At 66.5% G+C, this 16512-nt stretch carries 13 protein-coding genes; 11 read left to right on the top strand and 2 right to left on the bottom strand.

What is annotated here, in order from left to right; all coding sequences use genetic code 11:
* Positions 1-13 precede the first annotated feature (13 nt).
* From mmsB to ACWRN3_RS00845, 9 genes are all read left to right on the top strand, one after another.
* Entirely contained in the window at positions 14-1300 is a 1287-nt protein-coding gene (gene mmsB, locus ACWRN3_RS00885; protein WP_476739634.1) for a multiple monosaccharide ABC transporter permease, read from the top strand.
* Between the two features lie 49 nt (positions 1301-1349).
* Positions 1350-2447 (top strand): substrate-binding domain-containing protein, encoded by a 1098-nt coding sequence (locus ACWRN3_RS00880; protein ID WP_476739633.1) that lies wholly within the window; start codon positions 1350-1352, stop codon positions 2445-2447.
* A 196-nt stretch (positions 2448-2643) separates the two neighbouring features.
* Positions 2644-4068 carry an ABC transporter permease gene (locus ACWRN3_RS00875; RefSeq protein WP_476739632.1) on the top strand — a complete coding sequence of 475 codons (1425 nt, stop codon included), beginning with the start codon at positions 2644-2646 and terminating at the stop codon, positions 4066-4068.
* Between the two features lie 2 nt (positions 4069-4070).
* Positions 4071-4778: an ABC transporter ATP-binding protein gene (locus tag ACWRN3_RS00870; RefSeq protein WP_476739631.1), complete on the top strand. Its 708-nt coding sequence runs from the start codon at positions 4071-4073 to the stop codon at positions 4776-4778.
* Between the two features lie 144 nt (positions 4779-4922).
* A complete protein-coding gene (locus tag ACWRN3_RS00865) occupies positions 4923-5993 on the top strand; it encodes a Gfo/Idh/MocA family protein (protein ID WP_476739630.1) in 1071 nt (356 codons plus the stop codon).
* Positions 5994-6200: 207 nt separating this feature from the next.
* Positions 6201-7160 carry a hypothetical protein gene (locus tag ACWRN3_RS00860; protein WP_476739629.1) on the top strand — a complete coding sequence of 320 codons (960 nt, stop codon included), beginning with the start codon at positions 6201-6203 and terminating at the stop codon, positions 7158-7160.
* A 90-nt stretch (positions 7161-7250) separates the two neighbouring features.
* On the top strand, positions 7251-8765 hold the full coding sequence (locus ACWRN3_RS00855; RefSeq protein WP_476739628.1) for a beta strand repeat-containing protein: 1515 nt from the start codon (positions 7251-7253) through the stop codon (positions 8763-8765).
* Positions 8766-9047: 282 nt separating this feature from the next.
* Positions 9048-10346: a serine/threonine-protein kinase gene (locus tag ACWRN3_RS00850; RefSeq protein WP_476739627.1), complete on the top strand. Its 1299-nt coding sequence runs from the start codon at positions 9048-9050 to the stop codon at positions 10344-10346.
* Positions 10343-10864 (top strand): hypothetical protein, encoded by a 522-nt coding sequence (locus ACWRN3_RS00845; protein WP_476739626.1) that lies wholly within the window; start codon positions 10343-10345, stop codon positions 10862-10864. Before ACWRN3_RS00850 ends, ACWRN3_RS00845 begins: the two co-directional genes overlap by 4 nt.
* 87 nt (positions 10865-10951) lie before the next feature.
* Here ACWRN3_RS00845 and ACWRN3_RS00840 read toward each other — a convergent pair whose 3' ends face one another.
* On the bottom strand, positions 10952-13171 hold the full coding sequence (locus ACWRN3_RS00840) for an NADP-dependent isocitrate dehydrogenase (protein ID WP_476739625.1): 2220 nt from the start codon (positions 13169-13171) through the stop codon (positions 10952-10954).
* A gap of 328 nt (positions 13172-13499) precedes the next feature.
* Between ACWRN3_RS00840 and ACWRN3_RS00835 the strand changes: the two genes are divergently transcribed.
* Both ACWRN3_RS00835 and ACWRN3_RS00830 read left to right on the top strand, forming a co-directional pair.
* On the top strand, positions 13500-14468 hold the full coding sequence (locus tag ACWRN3_RS00835; protein ID WP_476739624.1) for a trypsin-like serine peptidase: 969 nt from the start codon (positions 13500-13502) through the stop codon (positions 14466-14468).
* On the top strand, positions 14452-14625 hold the full coding sequence (locus tag ACWRN3_RS00830) for a hypothetical protein (protein ID WP_324644519.1): 174 nt from the start codon (positions 14452-14454) through the stop codon (positions 14623-14625). Before ACWRN3_RS00835 ends, ACWRN3_RS00830 begins: the two co-directional genes overlap by 17 nt.
* 121 nt (positions 14626-14746) lie before the next feature.
* On the opposite strand, the gene purH is transcribed toward ACWRN3_RS00830, so the two are convergent.
* A complete protein-coding gene (gene purH / locus ACWRN3_RS00825) occupies positions 14747-16432 on the bottom strand; it encodes a bifunctional phosphoribosylaminoimidazolecarboxamide formyltransferase/IMP cyclohydrolase (RefSeq protein ID WP_476739623.1) in 1686 nt (561 codons plus the stop codon).
* Between the last annotated feature and the right edge of the window lie 80 nt (positions 16433-16512).

The following is a 16512-nucleotide window of genomic DNA, read 5'->3' as shown; positions in this document are numbered from 1 at the left end:
AAGGACTGAAACCATGAACGCCCTCAAGAAGCTTTTTGGTGGGAATACCCGCCAATTCGGCATGATCTTCGCCCTGGTGGCGCTGATCATCTTCTTCCAGATTGCCACCCAAGGCCGGACGCTTACCTCCGGCAACGTCATCAACCTCTTCAACGGCAACTCCTACATCCTCATCCTGGCCATCGGCATGGTGCTGGTGATCATTGCCGGACACATCGACCTCTCCGTCGGCTCGGTCGCGGCTTTCGTGGGCGTCACCGTGGCCCTGGCTATCCGAGACTGGGGTATTCCCTGGTACGCCGGGGTCCTGCTTGGCCTGCTCCTGGGCGCCCTGATCGGCGCCTGGCAGGGCTGGTGGACCGCGTACGTCGGAATTCCGGCGTTCATCGTGACCCTGGCAGGCATGCTCCTGTTCCGTGGCTTCAACCAGTTCGTGGGCAAGTCCAACACCATCCCGGTCCCCTCGGACTTCCAGTACCTGGGCTCCGGCTACCTGCCCGAAGTAGGACCCAACATCGGTTACAACAACCTGACCCTGCTGCTCGGCCTTGCCGCCGCTGCCTTCGTGGTTGTCAGCGAGCTGCGCTCCCGCGCCAGGGCCAAGGCACTCGGTGCCGAAGTTCCCGAAATGTGGGTCACCGTCCTCAAGCTGGTCCTCGTCTGCGCCGCCATTCTCTACGCCACGTACCTGTTCGCCACGGGCCGCCCGGGCACCTCCTTCCCCATCCCCGGCCTCATCCTGGCCGTCCTTGTCCTGATCTACGGCTTCATCTCCTCACGCACCGTCATCGGCCGCCACGTCTACGCCGTGGGTGGCAACCGCCATGCAGCAGAGCTCTCCGGCGTCCAGTCCAAGAAGGTCAACTTCCTGGTCATGATGAACATGTCCATCCTGGCCGGCCTGGCCGGCATGATCTTCGTCGGCCGGTCCACCGCCTCGGGTCCGTTCGACGGCGTCGGCTGGGAATTGGACGCCATCGCCGCAGTCTTCATCGGTGGCGCGGCCGTTACCGGCGGCGTGGGCACCGTGATCGGGTCCATCATCGGTGGCCTGGTCATGGCAGTCCTGAACAACGGCCTGCAGCTCCTCGGCGTCGGTGCAGACCTGACCCAGATCATCAAGGGCCTGGTGCTCCTGATCGCCGTCGCCTTCGACGTCTACAACAAGAGCCAGGGCAAGACGTCCATCATCGGCATGCTGACCAGGAACTTCAACCGCCCCTCCGGCGGTGGCCCGAGCAACCCGCTCCAGCCCGACGAAACCACCTCCACCAAGGAAGCGATCGCCAGGGAAGCCTGAGCTCCCGCGACCTGACCGAGTTATACACAACAAAGAAAGAGAACCAACAATGCGAATGTTTGGTAAAGCAGGAAAGGCCGCAGCGGTTGCTGCCATCGCAGCACTGGCGCTGACGGGCTGCGGCCGCTCGGAGTCCCCTTCGGGCGGAGCCAGCGGCGGCGCGGGCGGATTCCCGCAGGACTCGTCCATCGGCGTGGCACTCCCGCAGAAGACCAGTGAAAACTGGGTTCTGGCCGAAAAGCTCTTCAACGACGGCCTCAGCGGTGCAGGGTTCAAGGCTGACGTCCAGTTCGCCAATGGCGGCGTCTCTGAGCAGCAGAACCAGATCAGCGCCATGGTCACCAAGGGTGCCAAGGTCATTATCGTGGGTGCCATCGACGGTTCCCAGCTGGGAACGCAGCTGAAGCAGGCCAAGGACAGCGGCGCCACGATCATCGCCTATGACCGCCTGCTGCTGAACACCGAGAACGTGGACTACTACGTCGCTTACGACAACTTCAAGGTCGGCGTCCTCCAGGGACAGGCCCTGCTGGACGGCATGAAGGCCAAGAAGCCGACAGGCCCGTACAACATCGAGCTCTTTGCCGGCTCCCCTGACGACGCCAACGCCAAGGTGTTCTTCGACGGCGCCATGAGCGTCCTGAAGCCGAAGATCGACGACGGCACCCTCAAGGTCCTGTCCGGCCAGACCGGCTTTGAGCAGGCAGTGACCCAGGGCTGGAAGGCAGAGAACGCCCAGCGCCGTGCAGACACGCTGCTCACGGGCAGCTATGGCAGCGCAACCCTGGACGGCGTACTCTCCCCCAACGACACCCTGGCCCGCGCCGTCCTGACCTCGGTCAAGGCAGCCGGCAAGCCGATTCCTGTCATCACCGGCCAGGACTCCGAGGTTGAATCCGTCAAGTCCATCCTCGCGGGCGAGCAGTACTCCACCATCAACAAGGACACCCGCAAGCTCGTTGAGCACGCCATCACCATGGTGAAAGACCTCCAGGCAGGCAAGAAGCCCGAGGTCAACGACGACAAGTCCTACAACAACAAGGTTAAGACCGTACCGGCCTACCTGCTGGAGCCGGTCATCGTGACCGCCGCCAACGTGAAGACTGCCTACAAGGACGATCCGGTACTCGGCCCGATCACCAAGTAACACCTTTTGGAAACGGCCGGATAAAACCGGTCACCGGGAAGCCCGGTCCCTCTGGGACCGGGCTTTTCTGCGCCCTGCCTCAGGAGTACGCCTTCACAGGCCAAACACAGGTCCGGCCGGATTGCGGCACAGGATGCCCGGCGAGGGTTGGTGGGAAGCCGGCCTCCCGCGCCGGCACCTGAGCCATAGGAGTAACGTGAGCGTCCTTGCCCGAAGCGTAGGCAATGCCTTCAGAAACAAGGTCCGCACCGCAGCTGTTGTTGCGGTGCTGGCCGTCGCCATTGGCCTGGCACTGGCCATGCTGGTGGCGAACCAGGCAGTCGGGGCGAAAGTGCAGGAGCTTAACGCCTCCGTCGGCACCGGCCTGACCGTCAACCCTGCCGGCGGCCAAGGCTTCGAAGGCGGCGGCGAGCCGCTCACAGCCGACCAGGCAGCCACCGCCGCCGGCGTCCCCAACGTCAGTGCCGTCGTTGGGACCTCATCCCTGCGGCTGCGGAACACGGCTGCTGCCGCGGCACAGACGGCGCAGGCTGGACAAACCGCACCGGGCGGCCAAACCGGGCAGGCGGGCCCCGGCGGCCAGGCCGCGGCCACCCTGACCACAAGCCTCAGCGCGGCAGTGGATGCAGGCACCCTGGGCAACCGCAACCAGCAGGCCAACGGAACCACCGGGTCCACCGGAACCACACAGCAGCCGGCCCGGTCCCTGCCGATCACAGCCACCGGCATCGGCGCTGAAGTGGACACCACGGGCAAGGCGCTGAACATTACGCAGGGCACCGGGCTGGGTGATTACTCGGCAGCCGCCACCGGAGCACTGCTGGGCACCACGCTGGCGGAGAAAAACAGCCTCACCGTTGGGTCCACCTTCACCATCAACGACCAGACCTACACGGTGACGGGACTGTTCGACGCCGGCACTGCCTTCGGGAACAACGCCGTCTACGTCACGCTCCCCACCGCCCAGGCCCTCGCCGGCACACCGGGTGAACTGTCCAGCATGATCGTCACCGTCAACTCGATGGACAACGTCGCCACCGCCAAGACGGCCCTGCAGGCCGCCCTGGGCACCGGCAAGGCCGACGTCACCCAGGGGCAGAACCTGCAGACCGCGGTCAGCTCCCTGGACAGCGTCAAAAACATCTCCTTCATCGCCTTCATCGCCGCCCTCGGAACCGCCGGACTGATCATCCTGCTCATCATGGTGATGCTGGTCCGCGAGCGCCGCCGCGAAATCGGCGTCCTGAAGGCCATCGGCGCACCCAACCGCACCATCGGCCTGCAGTTCGTCCTCGAAGCCCTGGTCCTGGCGGCCCTGGGCAGCGCAGTGGGCGCAGCCATCGCATCCTTCGCCAGCGGCGGGATCGCGTCCGCCCTGATCAGCAGCAACACCACCAGAACCACTGCCACCACGGGCCGCGGGCCCGGCGGGGCAGGCGGCTTCCAGGGCGGCCCCTTGGGTGGCGCCACCCAACTGCTGAACTCGGTCACCGCGAGCGCATCACCCGGCGTCATCGCCGGTGGCATCGCCGCCGTGTTCGGCGTCGCCATCATCGGCGCCCTGGTCCCCGCGCTGCTCACCGCGCGCATCCGTCCCATCGAAGTCCTGCGAGGAGAATAGCCATGATTGAAGTCAAGAACCTCGTCCGCACCTTCAACTCCGGTGACCGCACCATCAAGCCGGTCAACGACGTCAGCTTTGTCCTGGAGCAGGGCACCCTGGCCTCCATCGTGGGCAAGAGCGGCAGCGGCAAGAGCACCCTGCTGTCCCTGCTGGGCGCGCTGGACAAACCCACCAGCGGGGACGTCGTGGTGGACGGCGTCAGCCTGGCAAGCCTGCCGGACACCAAGCTGACGGAATACCGACGCCGGGACATCGGCTTCGTGTTCCAGCAGTTCAACCTGATCCCCAACCTGTCCGCCGTGGACAACGTCATGCTGCCCATGGAGTTCGCCAGGGTCCGCAAGGCCGCCCGGCTGCAGCGCGCCAAGGACTTGCTGGAACAGGTCCAGCTTGATCCGTCCAAGCACGACCGGCGGATCAACAGGCTCTCCGGCGGCGAGCAGCAGCGCGTGGCCATTGCCCGTGCCCTGGCCAATGAGCCGAAGCTGATCCTGGCCGACGAGCCCACCGGCAACCTGGATGAGCAGACCGGCGACCACATCATCGAGCTCCTCAGCTCGCTGAGCCGCGACCACAACACCACCATCCTGGTGGTCACCCACGACAAGGTCCTGGCGAACAAGACCGACCGCCGGTTCCGCCTGCAGCAGGGCAAGCTGACGGAAGAGCCGGTCCGGGGACGGAGCGCCGTCGTCGCCACGGCCTGACCCGGAGAAACCTGGCCCGGCAGGGCCGGCGGCGGGGGGAAACGCCCAACGTATCCTCCCGCCGTCGGCCTCTTTCCGTTGCCGACCCCGCGCAGGGCGCGAAATTCCGGGGCCGTCCGGCGGCCCTGTGACAGGATTGCAGCTATGACTGCTCCGATCGCAAAGCCGTGGCTTTCCACCCAGCCCAACCAGGATCCCCGGTCCGCCACCGGGGCTCCCCTGCGCTGGGGAATCATCGCCACGGGCAGCATTGCCCGCGCCGTCTCGCAGGATCTCGCCCTGCTTGAAGATGCCGAACTGTACGCGGTCAGTTCCAGGGCGCAGGACACCGCGGACGCGTTTGCCGTGGCGTATGACTTTTCCAAGGCGTACGGGGACGACGGCGGGGTGCCCGGCTACCAGCGGCTGCTCGCCGATGACGCCGTGGATGTTGTGTACGTCGCGACGCCGCACGCGCAGCACCACGAGATGGTTCTCGCCGCACTCAACGCCGGCAAGCACGTGCTGTGCGAGAAGGCTTTCACCATCAACGCCCGGGAAGCGGCGGAACTCATCGAGGTGGCGCGCAGCCGGAAGCTTTTCCTCATGGAGGCGGTCTGGAGCCGGTTCCTGCCCTCAATGCAGCGTGCCTTCGAAATCGCTGCCTCCGGAGAGCTGGGCGACATCCACTGGGTGACCGCCGACCTTGGCTTCCCGGCACCGTACTCCCCCACCGCGAGGCTGTGGGCCCGGAAGGACGGCGGGGGCGCACTGCTGGATCTGTCCGTCTACCCGCTCCTGTGGGCGCTCGGCACGCTCGGCTTCCCGCAGACCGTCAGCGCCACGGGCTTCGTCAACGACGACGGCGTCGATGCGCAGAACGCCCTGAGCCTTGGCTACGGCCACGCCGCCCAGGTCCAGCTCACCTCCTCCCTGTTGGCCCACGGACCCCGCACCGCCACGGTGGCCGGCAGTCTGGGCTTCCTGCAAAGCGTGGGTTCCATCAACAACCCCCGCGAACTCGTCATCGCCAAGGGGTGGGAGGACCGCCGGACGGAGACCTTCGACGTCGTGGGAAAGGGCTACGCCTACGAGCTGCGCGAGGTGATGAGGTGTGTCCAGCAGGGGCTGACCGAGAGTCCGGTCATGCCGCTTGAGGACACCCTGAACACCATGCGCCTCTTCGACGGTGTGCGCGCCCAACTCGGAGTGACCTACCCCAACGACAGCCACTAGCAGGATCCTCAAAGGCGGCGTACGACGGCGGCGGGCAGCTCTTGCCCGAACGTCAAGTCACCGTGACGGCCCGGCTTTGCCATTGACAGTTTCTGCGTCCGTTACCGGCATTTGTAAATTCCCTTGAGTGAATGCTGGACTTCATGCGATAAGCAGCCTTAGCATTTAGAAAGCATCGATTGCGCCGGTCACTGGGGGGTGGTACGCATGGCTCGTAGTAGTTCTCCATGGCGTGCCCTGCGCCCGGTGCTCCTGGCAGGAGCGGCCGCGGCCACCTGGTTAACTCTTTCATCTACGGCTGCAACTGCCGATGCCGGGACCGATTCCACTTCACTGCTCGGTGGCGTTACCAGTTCGGTGTCGTCCCTGAGCCATGATCTTGCGGCTACGGTTTCACCCGTTCCTGCCGCCTCCACGACTGGACCCGCCGAATCCCCCGGGCTGCTGCAGCCTGTCGTAACGCCGGTTGCCGGCCTCGCAGACGACCTTATTGCCGCCGTTCCCGTGGTGAACCAGGTGGTTCCGGCCGGAACTGTTTCCGAGGTCTCGGCTCCCCTTGTTGAGTTGGCCGATACCGTGGCTGCCGGTGTGGCCCAGGAAGTTGCAGCCCCTGCAGCCGAGACGGTTCCGGTCCTTGAGCCGGTGCTCCAACCGGTTTCAGATCTTTTGACCGGCGCTGCCCCGTTGCCCGTCCCGCCTTTGGATGCCGTGCAAGTGGATGTCCCCACCGAAGCAGTCCCTGCTCCCGCCCAGGATCAGCCCGCAGCCGTGGAAGATGCGCCGGATGGCATGGTCACGGCCCCGGAATCTGACCAGGCTGTTGAGGCGTCATCCGCGTCACCCGCAGCCCACAACGGTACGAGCTTGGAACCCTTGGGGCCGGGCATCCTGGCCCCTACGGCGGCGCCTCAGTCCGGGGTATCCGCGACGGCTGGCTCTGTTGCGGAGCAGCCCCTGCCGGACCCCTTGCCCCTGCCTGCCCAGGCTCCCGCAGCCCCGGCGTCCGGCACGGGCAGCGGAGGATCAGCGGGCGGCACATCCCCTGCCGCCGCGTGGTTCAACCCCTTCTACTTTGACTTTGACCGGGCCGGGAGTGTTCGCGCCGACCGGTCCCCCGAGCATGCCCCTGCGCCGGTGTCATTCGACCCCGGTTCTTCCCCTGACTAGTTGAGGCCCTCTGCCCTCCCGAGGGCAGCACGCGGCTTTACGGGCAGCTGTCCAGCGCCCGGACACTCAACTATTTCAGGAGTAAACACCATGAACTGCACTCTTCGCAGAGGGCTGCTGAGCACCCTCTTTGCCGGCGGCCTCCTGGCCTTCGGCTGCGCCACCGCCAACGCGGCGGACACCACCAGCGGGACGGACCTTTCCGCCTCCGCCCTCATCTCGGCGGCGGCACCCGCTGACTCGACGTCGTTGGGCCTGCTGGGTGACCCAACGCCGTCCGGATCAACAGGTGTCGCCGCCGCAGTGGACGTCAACCTGGGGCTGGGGACTGTGGCGACTACTCATCCTGCAACCAGCGGCAGCGGAGTGACGGACGGCACCACGGCGAACCTCGCCGTCGGCGCCACCGCGGACCTCGGACTCGGGACCGTGACAGCCACCGATCCCGCCACCACCGGCACCACCGACCTGGCAGCGGCAGCAGACGTCAACCTCGGACTCGGGACTGTGGCGACTACTGATCCTGCAACCACCGGCACCGGGACTACAACAGGCACCACCGACCTGGCAGCCGCGGCAGACGTCAACCTCGGACTCGGGACCGTGACAGCCACCGATCCCGTCACCACCGGCACCACCGACCTGGCAGCGGCAGCAGACGTCAACCTCGGACTCGGGACAGTGACAGCCACCGATCCCGCCACCACCGGCACCACCGACCTGGCAGCCGCAGCAGACGTCAACCTCGGACTCGGGACAGTGACAGTCACCGATCCCGCAACCCCCGGCACCGGGACTACAACAGGCACCACCGACCTGGCAGCCGCGGCAGACGTCAACCTCGGCCTCGGCACTGTGACCATCACCGACCCCGCCACCGCCGGCACTGGTACTACGGACGGCACCACGGCAGACCTCGTGGTCGATGCAGCCGTAGGCCTGGGGCTGGGCGGCCTCACAGACGGTGACGCCACCGGAGCCGGCAGCACTGTGGACGCAGCCCTCGACATCACCCTCGGGGCTGTCACTAACGGTGACACGGCAGGAGCCATCGATGCAGCGGCAGACCTTGGTGCTGCTGTGGGCGCCGGGACTGCAGACGGCAGCGGCCTGGATGCTGTTGCCGATCTTGGCGTTGACCTCGGCATCGGGCTCGGCGGCGACAACACCACAGGCACGCCGGGAACGTCCGGTCCCGGCACCACCCCGGGTGACGGAACCACGGGCGACACCGGCACCCTTGATCCGGGAGCAGTTGATCCCGGAACAATGGATCCCGGCACCAGCACCCCGGGCTCGGACACCAGTGGCGACAACGGCGCTGGTAATGGCACCACGGACGGTGACTCCAGCGGTGGCACCGGTGATACGGGAGCAGAGGGCTTCACGGCAGCACCGGCCGGCTCAACTGCGGTGGTGGGCGGGGCAATCGCCACCGTGACGGTACCCCGCGGCACCGCGGCCGGCGGCAATGCTGCCCTTGCCAACGGAGGCGCTGCCCACACCGGCCTCGCCAACACCGGTTGGGACGGATCACTGATCCCCCTCGCCCTGCTGCTCCTGGCCGCCGGACTCCTGGCGCTCCGCAAGCGCAAGGTGTCCTAACTTCACCCGCAACAGGAAACGCCCGCAGCGAGGCGCCTGAAGCGGCAGCGCTCAGCGGGCTGACGGAAGGAGGACACCAGCCCGGAAACGAAGCGACGATACAAAACATGTCATCAGCACACATGTCCTTGTAGCCAATGGTCCGGCGGTGGAGGTAGACGCTTTCACCGCCGGGCCGTCGGCCTGCCGCCACGGGAAAGACCCCGGTCAATCGCCGGTTCCACCTCACCGCCCGTATAATTTGAGGTACGACAGTGCCGCAGTGCACCGGGAGGAACGGTCATGGTGGCGGAATCGCCTAGCTCCATCAAGAATGAAGTTGTCGGCGGTCGCTACCGGTTGGGTGATGTCATTGGCCGCGGCGGAATGTCATCGGTGTACTGTGCGCGGGACGAAAACCTGGGCCGCGATGTGGCGTTGAAGCTCTTCGCCCCGCAGGCCCCGGACGCGGAGGAACTCAAGCGCCAGGAAGCGGAAATCCAGCTCCTCGCCACACTCAACCACCCCGGCCTGGTAACCCTCTTCGACGCCGGTATCGATGACCGCATTCCGGATGAGCCCCGGCCTTTCCTGACCATGGAGCTCGTGGAGGGCCAGGACCTGCGTGCCCGTATCCGGCACAGCAGGGTACCCCTTGAAGAGCTGAGCGTCATCGGCGCAGGCATCGCCGACGCGCTGGCCTATGTGCACGGCCTGGGCATCATCCACCGCGACATCAAACCGGGCAACATCCTCCTGGTCCAGATCCGGCCAGGCGAGCCACTGCGGCCCAAGCTCACGGACTTCGGCATCGCCAGGATTGTCGATTCCACGCGGCTCACGGCCACGGGCACCATGGTGGGCACCGCCGCCTACCTCAGCCCGGAACAGGCCCTGGGCAAGCCGCTGTCGTCAGCCACGGACATCTACTCCTTCGGGCTGGTGCTGCTGGAATGCATCAAGGGCACCGTGGAATACCCCGGCAGCGCCGTGGAATCCGCGGTTGCCCGGCTTCACCGCGCCCCGGAAATTCCCGACGACGTCCCCTCCGAATGGGCCGACCTCATCCGTTCCATGACCACCATCGAGCCGCTGGAGCGGCCATCGGCCGCCGACATAGAGACCGCCCTCCGCCAGGCGTTGGTTTCCCCGGCCTCAACGCCCGGAGAACTGGCGCCGGAGACCACGCGGGTACTGCCGGCCATGCCCTTCCACCCTCCGACCATCACTGCCGAGGAATCGGTGGATGAAGTCCGGGAGGCAGCTGCGGCCACCGGGGCCATGGCTTCCGGGTCCTCTGACGATCCGTCGGCCCAGACCCCTGCAACCGCATCTGATCCTGTGCCTGAATCTGATCCTGTCCGGCAATCCGGTTCCGGGACGGCAGCCGCCCCCACGGCCAAGGCCTCCGGCAAGCCCCGCCTGTCAAGGAACCAGAGGATCTGGCTGGCCGTAGTGCTCGCTGCCCTGGTGATCGCCGCAGCCGCTGCCGCGGTGCTGATGAGCATCACCGCCCGGCCCGCCGACGTCGTCCCTTACCCCACGGTGACCGGCGTCCTGGGCGACCACCTCCAGGAACTTCAAAAGAGCGTGGCGCCGTGAGCCTGCGGCAGGGTGTGCCGGGCCGGCTGTTGCTGGCCTGCACCGCGGCCCTGCTGGCTGCCACCGTCCTCAACGCCTGCGCCGCCCCCGGGAGCGGACTGCAGCGCCAAGCGGCAACACAGCTCCAGGCACGGGTCCTTGAGGTCACCCAGGCTTCATCCCAAAACGATCCGGCAGCCGCGCTGAAGGCACTGGAGGGTCTGGAAGCGGACCTCTCAGCTGCCCAGGCAAAGGGCCAGGTCTCCGAAGAGCGCCGCCGCAGCATCACCACGGTGGCCACCGCCGTCCGGGCAGACCTCACTGAAGCGGTTGCCGCGCAGGCGGCGGCCGCGAAGGCTGCAGAAGACGCCCGCGTTGCCGCCGGCCAGGCAGCACAGGACCCCTCCCCCGCAACTGCGCCGCAGCCAGCTCCCGAAGTGGCACCGGCACCGGCACAGGCACCGGCACAGGGCAACACCGCCGGCAACGGAACGGACGGCGGAAAGAACAACGGCGACAAGGGCAAAGGCAAGAACTGAGCCCGCGCCCGCCAAGGCGACAAAGCAAAAGAAGCGGTGCTCCGGTGGAAACCGGGGCACCGCTTCTCTCTGCCTTACCAGCCGGTATTAGGCCAGGCTGGCGATGACCTTGTTCAGGGTGGCGGAAGGACGCATCACGGACGAAGCCTTGGCGTCGTCCGGGCGGTAGTAGCCCCCGATGTCCACGGGTGAGCCCTGGACCTCGGCCATCTCGCCCACGATCGTTTCCTCCTGGGAGGAAAGCTCCTTGGCGACCGAGCTGAACGCGGCGGCCAGGTCGGCGTCGTCGGTCTGCTTGGCCAGTTCCTCGGCCCAGTAGCGGGCCAGGAAGTAGTGGCTGCCACGGTTGTCGAGCTCACCGGCGCGGCGGCTCGGGGACTTGTTCTCCAGCAGGAACGTTCCGGTGGCGCGGTCCAGGGTGTCGGCCAGGACCTGGGCGCGGGCGTTGCCCGTGGTGGTGGCCAGGTGCTCGAAGCTCACGGCCAGGGCCAGGAATTCACCCAGGCTGTCCCAGCGGAGGTGGTTTTCCTTGAGCAGTTGCTGGACGTGCTTCGGGGCCGAGCCGCCGGCGCCGGTCTCGAAGAGTCCGCCGCCGTTCATCAGCGGGACCACGGAGAGCATCTTGGCGCTGGTGCCCAGTTCCAGGATGGGGAACAGGTCCGTCAGGTAGTCGCGGAGCACGTTGCCCGTGACGGAGATGGTGTCCTGGCCCTTGCGGATGCGTTCCAGGGTGAAGGCAGTGGCCTTGACCGGGGCCATGATCTGGATGTCCAGGCCCTCCGTGTCGTGGTCCTTCAGGTACTCGTTGACCTTGGCGATCAGGTTGGCGTCGTGGGCGCGTTCCTCGTCCAGCCAGAACACGGCAGGGGTCTGGGAGGCGCGGGCGCGGGTGACGGCCAGCTTGACCCAGTCGCGGATGGGGGCGTCCTTGGTCTGGCAGGCGCGCCAGATGTCGCCCTCGGAGACCTCGTGCTCGATCAGGACGTTGCCGGAGCCGTCAACGATCTGCACCTTGCCGGCTTCCTGGATCTCGAACGTCTTGTCGTGGCTGCCGTATTCCTCAGCCGCCTGTGCCATGAGACCGACGTTGGGCACGGTGCCCATGGTGGTGGGGTCGTAGGCGCCGTTGGCGCGGCAGTCATCGATGACCACCTGGTAGATGCCGGCGTAGGAGCTGTCCGGCAGGACTGCCAGGGTGTCCGCTTCCTTGCCGTCCGGGCCCCACATGTGGCCCGAGCTGCGGATCATGGCGGGCATGGAGGCGTCCACGATGACGTCGCTGGGGACGTTCAGGGTGGTGATGCCCTTGTCAGAATCCACCATGGCCAGGGCGGGGCCGTCTTCCAGGCCTTTCTTGATCAGGTTCTGCACGCCGTCGCGGACGTCTTCCGGCAGGTCCTCGAGGCTGCTGAGGATGGCGGCAAGGCCGTTGTTGGGGCTGATGCCGGCGGCGGAGAGCTGCTTGCCGTAGGTCTGGAACAGTTCCGAGAAGTAGGCCTTGACCACGTGGCCGAAGATGATGGGGTCCGAGACCTTCATCATGGTGGCCTTCAGGTGCGCGGAGAACAGCACACCTTCTTCCTTGGCACGGGCAACCTGGGCCTTCAGGAACTCGTCCAGAGCGGCGGCGCGCATCACGGTGCCGTCGATGACCTCGCCGGCCAGGACGGGGAATGCCTTCTTCAGGACCTTCACGGAGCCGTCCTCGCGGACCAGCTGGATGGCGATCGTGCCGTCTGACTCGATGACCACGGACTTCTCGTTGGAGCGGAAGTCGTCCTGGCCCATGGTGGCCACGTTGGTCTTGGAGTCAGCGGTCCAGGCGCCCATGGAGTGGGGGTTCTGGCGTGCGTAGTTCTTGACGGACAGCGGGGCGCGGCGGTCCGAGTTGCCTTCACGCAGGACCGGGTTCACGGCGGATCCCTTGATCTTGTCGTAGCGCGAGCGGACGGCGGTTTCCTCGTCGGAGGAGGGGTTGTCCGGGTAATCCGGCAGGGCGTAGCCCTGCCCCTGCAGCTCGGCGATGGCCGCCTTCAGCTGCGGGATGGAGGCGCTGATGTTGGGCAGCTTGATGATGTTGGCTTCCGGCGTCTTCGCCAGCTCACCGAGTTCAGCAAGGGCGTCACCGATCTGCTGCTCCGGGGTGAGGTAGTCACCGAACACAGCAATGATGCGGCCGGCGAGCGAAATGTCGCGGGTCTCCACCTCCACACCTGCAGTCGAAGCGAACGCCTCGATGATGGGCAGGAACGAATAGGTAGCCAGCATCGGCGCTTCGTCGGTGTGGGTGTAGATAATCTTGGACATGCGCGGGCGTCTCCCTGTGGGTCGGCTTGATTGTGAAAAATTCGGTCTATTTCACCATGTACAACTTACCCGAGGACATGGCGTTGAACCGTACCGAAGTCCCAGCGTTACCCCGGCGGTGAGCAGGATTACAGCGATAGAGAACGGCCGACGGCGGGACACGCCCGGGTGCCGGGGCCACCGTCGTCAACCAGAAGACAGCCGGGGCAGGGAAAGGGTCCTAAGCCGGTATTTGATATCTCACTACTGTGTACAAACTTGTCCCGTGGCGATAAATTCGCTAAGTCACTCCCGATCCAGGGCCAAACCCCGTTCAGACAGGACAACAATGACACGCACCAGGTCTCTGGCTTCCGGCCTCCTGACTTTCTCGGCTGCCGCCGTGCTGGCACTCACTTCGGCGGGCGGGGCCTCAGCCGCGCCGGCACCGTCGGATGGACATGAGGCACCGTCCGTGGCCGGCGTCACGCTCAATGCCGACGGCGCGGCGGACTACTGGACCCCGGAGCGTATGCAGAGCGCCGTTTCAGGTGACGCCCTGGCCGGCAAGGCGCTGGGCCGCGGCAACCGCTCCAGCGCCGCCCTTGTCGAGAAGGGCAAGCCTTCCTCCACCAAGGGGACCAAGGGCAAGCCCACCATTGCCCAGAGCGAGGATCCCGTCTCCCACATCGGCAAAGTCTTCTTCACCATGGGCGGCACCAACTATGTGTGCTCGGGCAACGCCGTCGCCTCGACCAACGGCAGCACCGTGGCTACCGCCGGTCACTGCGTGAACGAGGGCCCGGGCGCGTACGCCACCAACTTCGTCTTCGTGCCCGCCTACGACAACGGCGCGGCACCCTCCGGCAAGTGGACCGCCAGGGCCCTGTACGCGCCCACCCAATGGGCCTCCAACGGCGACATGACCTATGACACCGGCTTCGCCGTCGTGAATAAGGACAGCAACGGTGACCGGCTCACCGACGTTGTCGGCGGCTCTGGCACTGCCTTCAACCAGGCACGGGGCCTGACCTACACGTCGTACGGCTACCCGCAGGCCTCGCCGTTCAACGGCACGTCCCTGTTCAGCTGCACCGGTAGGGCCACGGATGACCCCAACAACCCCCAGTTCGGTACCCAGGGCATCCCGTGCGACATGACGGGCGGTTCATCGGGCGGACCGTGGTTCATCGGCATCGGCTCAGACGGCGTACAGAACTCCATCAACAGCTATGGCTACAACGGCTCAGCTGTGATGTACGGCCCGTACTGGGGCAAAGTCATCCAGGCAACCTTCAACAGTGCAGCAAAGTCCTAAGGCACCTGATCCGAAGGAGGATCCCGTCAGCCACGTGGACCTGAACCAGTCCCCCGAGGAAGTCCTCGAGTACTGGACAGAGGAGCGGATGGCGGCGGCGAAGCCCCGGGAGATTCAGCTCCCGGAGCCCGGACCCGGCCCCGGCGACCAGGACTGAACCAGCACAACGACGACGGCCCCCGTCCCCTGCGATGGGGACGGGCGCCGTTTCGTTAATCCGGGCCCACGCCGCCCGGGTTCCCAGGCCGAGCGCAGCGAGGTTAGGACGGCGGTGGGGATCAGTGGAAGAAGTGGCGGGCTCCGGTGAAGTACATCGTGATGCCGGCGGCGTTCGCTGCCGCGATGACTTCCTCATCCCGGACGGAACCGCCCGGCTGCACCACGGCGCGGACGCCGGCGTCGATCAGGATCTGCAGCCCGTCGGCGAACGGGAAGAACGCGTCAGAGGCGGCCACGGCACCGCGGGCACGCTCTGGTGCGCCGCTCGCGTCCGCGTTGGAAGCGCCGCCGGCACCTTCGACGTCGGACTCCACCGTGACGCCCAGGGTGTTGGCCCGTTCCACGGCCAGGCGGCAGGAGTCCAGGCGGTTGACCTGGCCCATGCCGATGCCCACAGCGGCGCCGTTCTCTGCGAGGAGGATGGCGTTGGACTTCGCGGCCCGGCAGGCGGTCCAGGCGAAGGCAAGGTCCGCGAGGGTCTTCCCGTCCGCGGCTTCACCGGCTGCGAGGGTCCAGTTGGCGGGGTTGTCGCCGTCGGCGTCCACCTTGTCGCTGACCTGGACCAGCATGCCGCCGGAGACCTGGCGGAACTCCGTGGGGTAGCGGCCGTAGCCCTCGGGCAGGGCGAGCAGGCGGATGTTCTTCTTCTTGGAGAGGATCTCCACTGCCTCGGGCTCGAAGCCGGGGGCGATGACCACCTCGGTGAAGATGTCCTTGACGGTGTTCGCCATGCCGGCAGTAACCGTGCGGTTCGCGGCGATGACGCCACCGTACGCGGAGACCGGGTCGCAGGCGTGGGCCTTGGCGTGGGCATCGGCAATGGGGTCCGCGGCGTCGGCGGACCCGACGGCCACACCGCACGGGTTGGCGTGCTTGATGATGGCGACGGCGGGCTCAGCGAAGTCGTAGGCGGCGCGCAGGGCGGCGTCGGCGTCAACGAAGTTGTTGTAGCTCATGGCCTTGCCGTGCAGCTGGTCCGCCTGGGCGATGCCCATCGGCGCAGCCTTGTCCACGTACAGGGCAGCCTGCTGGTGCGGGTTCTCGCCGTAGCGCAGGACCTCGGAACGCTCCAGGGACAGGCCGGCGTAGGCGGGCCAGTCGATGACGCCGTCGCCGTCCTCGTCCAGGAACTGGCTGGCGGTCCAGGTGGCCACCGCGTTGTCGTAGGCGGCGGTGTGGGCGAATGCCTTAGCGGCGAGGCGGCGGCGCGTCTTCAGGTCGAAGCCGCCGGCGGCGGCAGCCTCCACCACCTGGCCGTAGAAGGACGGATCCACCACGATGGCGACGGCGGCGTGGTTCTTCGCGGCCGACCGCACCATGGCGGGGCCTCCGATGTCGATCTGCTCCACGACGTCATCCTGCGCGGCACCGGACTTGACCGTTTCCACGAACGGGTAGAGGTTCACCACCACCAGGTCGAAGGCTTCGATGTCCATGCTGGCGAGGGTTTCCATGTGGGCCGGGACGCGGCGGTCCGCCAGGATTCCGCCGTGGACGCGCGGGTGCAGCGTCTTGACGCGGCCGTCCAGCATCTCGGGCGAACCGGTGACTTCCTCAACCTCCTGCACGGGAATGCCCGCGGCGGCGATCTTCTTGGCCGTGGAACCGGTGGAGACGAGCTTTACGCCCGCGGCGTGCAGGCCCGTTGCGAGCTCCTCCAGACCGGTTTTGTCGTAAACCGAGATCAGGGCCCGGCGGATGGGTACACGGTCAATGGATACGCGCTCATGCTGCGTGAAGCTCACAAATGTCTCCGTCTTATCTCGCGGAACAGGGCCGCGGTTGGTGGGGATAGGGCCAGTTTATCGCGAAGGCGCGGTTGGCC

It is taken from the genome of Pseudarthrobacter sp. rb (assembly GCF_056389225.1).
The sequence above is the reverse complement of the archived record's forward strand: the minus strand, read 5'-3'. Positions and strand labels throughout refer to the sequence as shown.

Coding starts and splice junctions, on each gene's coding strand:
- mmsB (WP_476739634.1), top strand. CDS start 14: ATGAACGCCCTCAAGAAGCTTTTTGGTGGGAATACCCGCCAATTCGGC.
- ACWRN3_RS00880 (WP_476739633.1), top strand. CDS start 1,350: ATGCGAATGTTTGGTAAAGCAGGAAAGGCCGCAGCGGTTGCTGCCATC.
- ACWRN3_RS00870 (WP_476739631.1), top strand. CDS start 4,071: ATGATTGAAGTCAAGAACCTCGTCCGCACCTTCAACTCCGGTGACCGC.
- ACWRN3_RS00865 (WP_476739630.1), top strand. CDS start 4,923: ATGACTGCTCCGATCGCAAAGCCGTGGCTTTCCACCCAGCCCAACCAG.
- ACWRN3_RS00860 (WP_476739629.1), top strand. CDS start 6,201: ATGGCTCGTAGTAGTTCTCCATGGCGTGCCCTGCGCCCGGTGCTCCTG.
- ACWRN3_RS00855 (WP_476739628.1), top strand. CDS start 7,251: ATGAACTGCACTCTTCGCAGAGGGCTGCTGAGCACCCTCTTTGCCGGC.
- ACWRN3_RS00850 (WP_476739627.1), top strand. CDS start 9,048: ATGGTGGCGGAATCGCCTAGCTCCATCAAGAATGAAGTTGTCGGCGGT.
- ACWRN3_RS00840 (WP_476739625.1), bottom strand. CDS start 13,171: ATGTCCAAGATTATCTACACCCACACCGACGAAGCGCCGATGCTGGCT.
- ACWRN3_RS00835 (WP_476739624.1), top strand. CDS start 13,500: ATGACACGCACCAGGTCTCTGGCTTCCGGCCTCCTGACTTTCTCGGCT.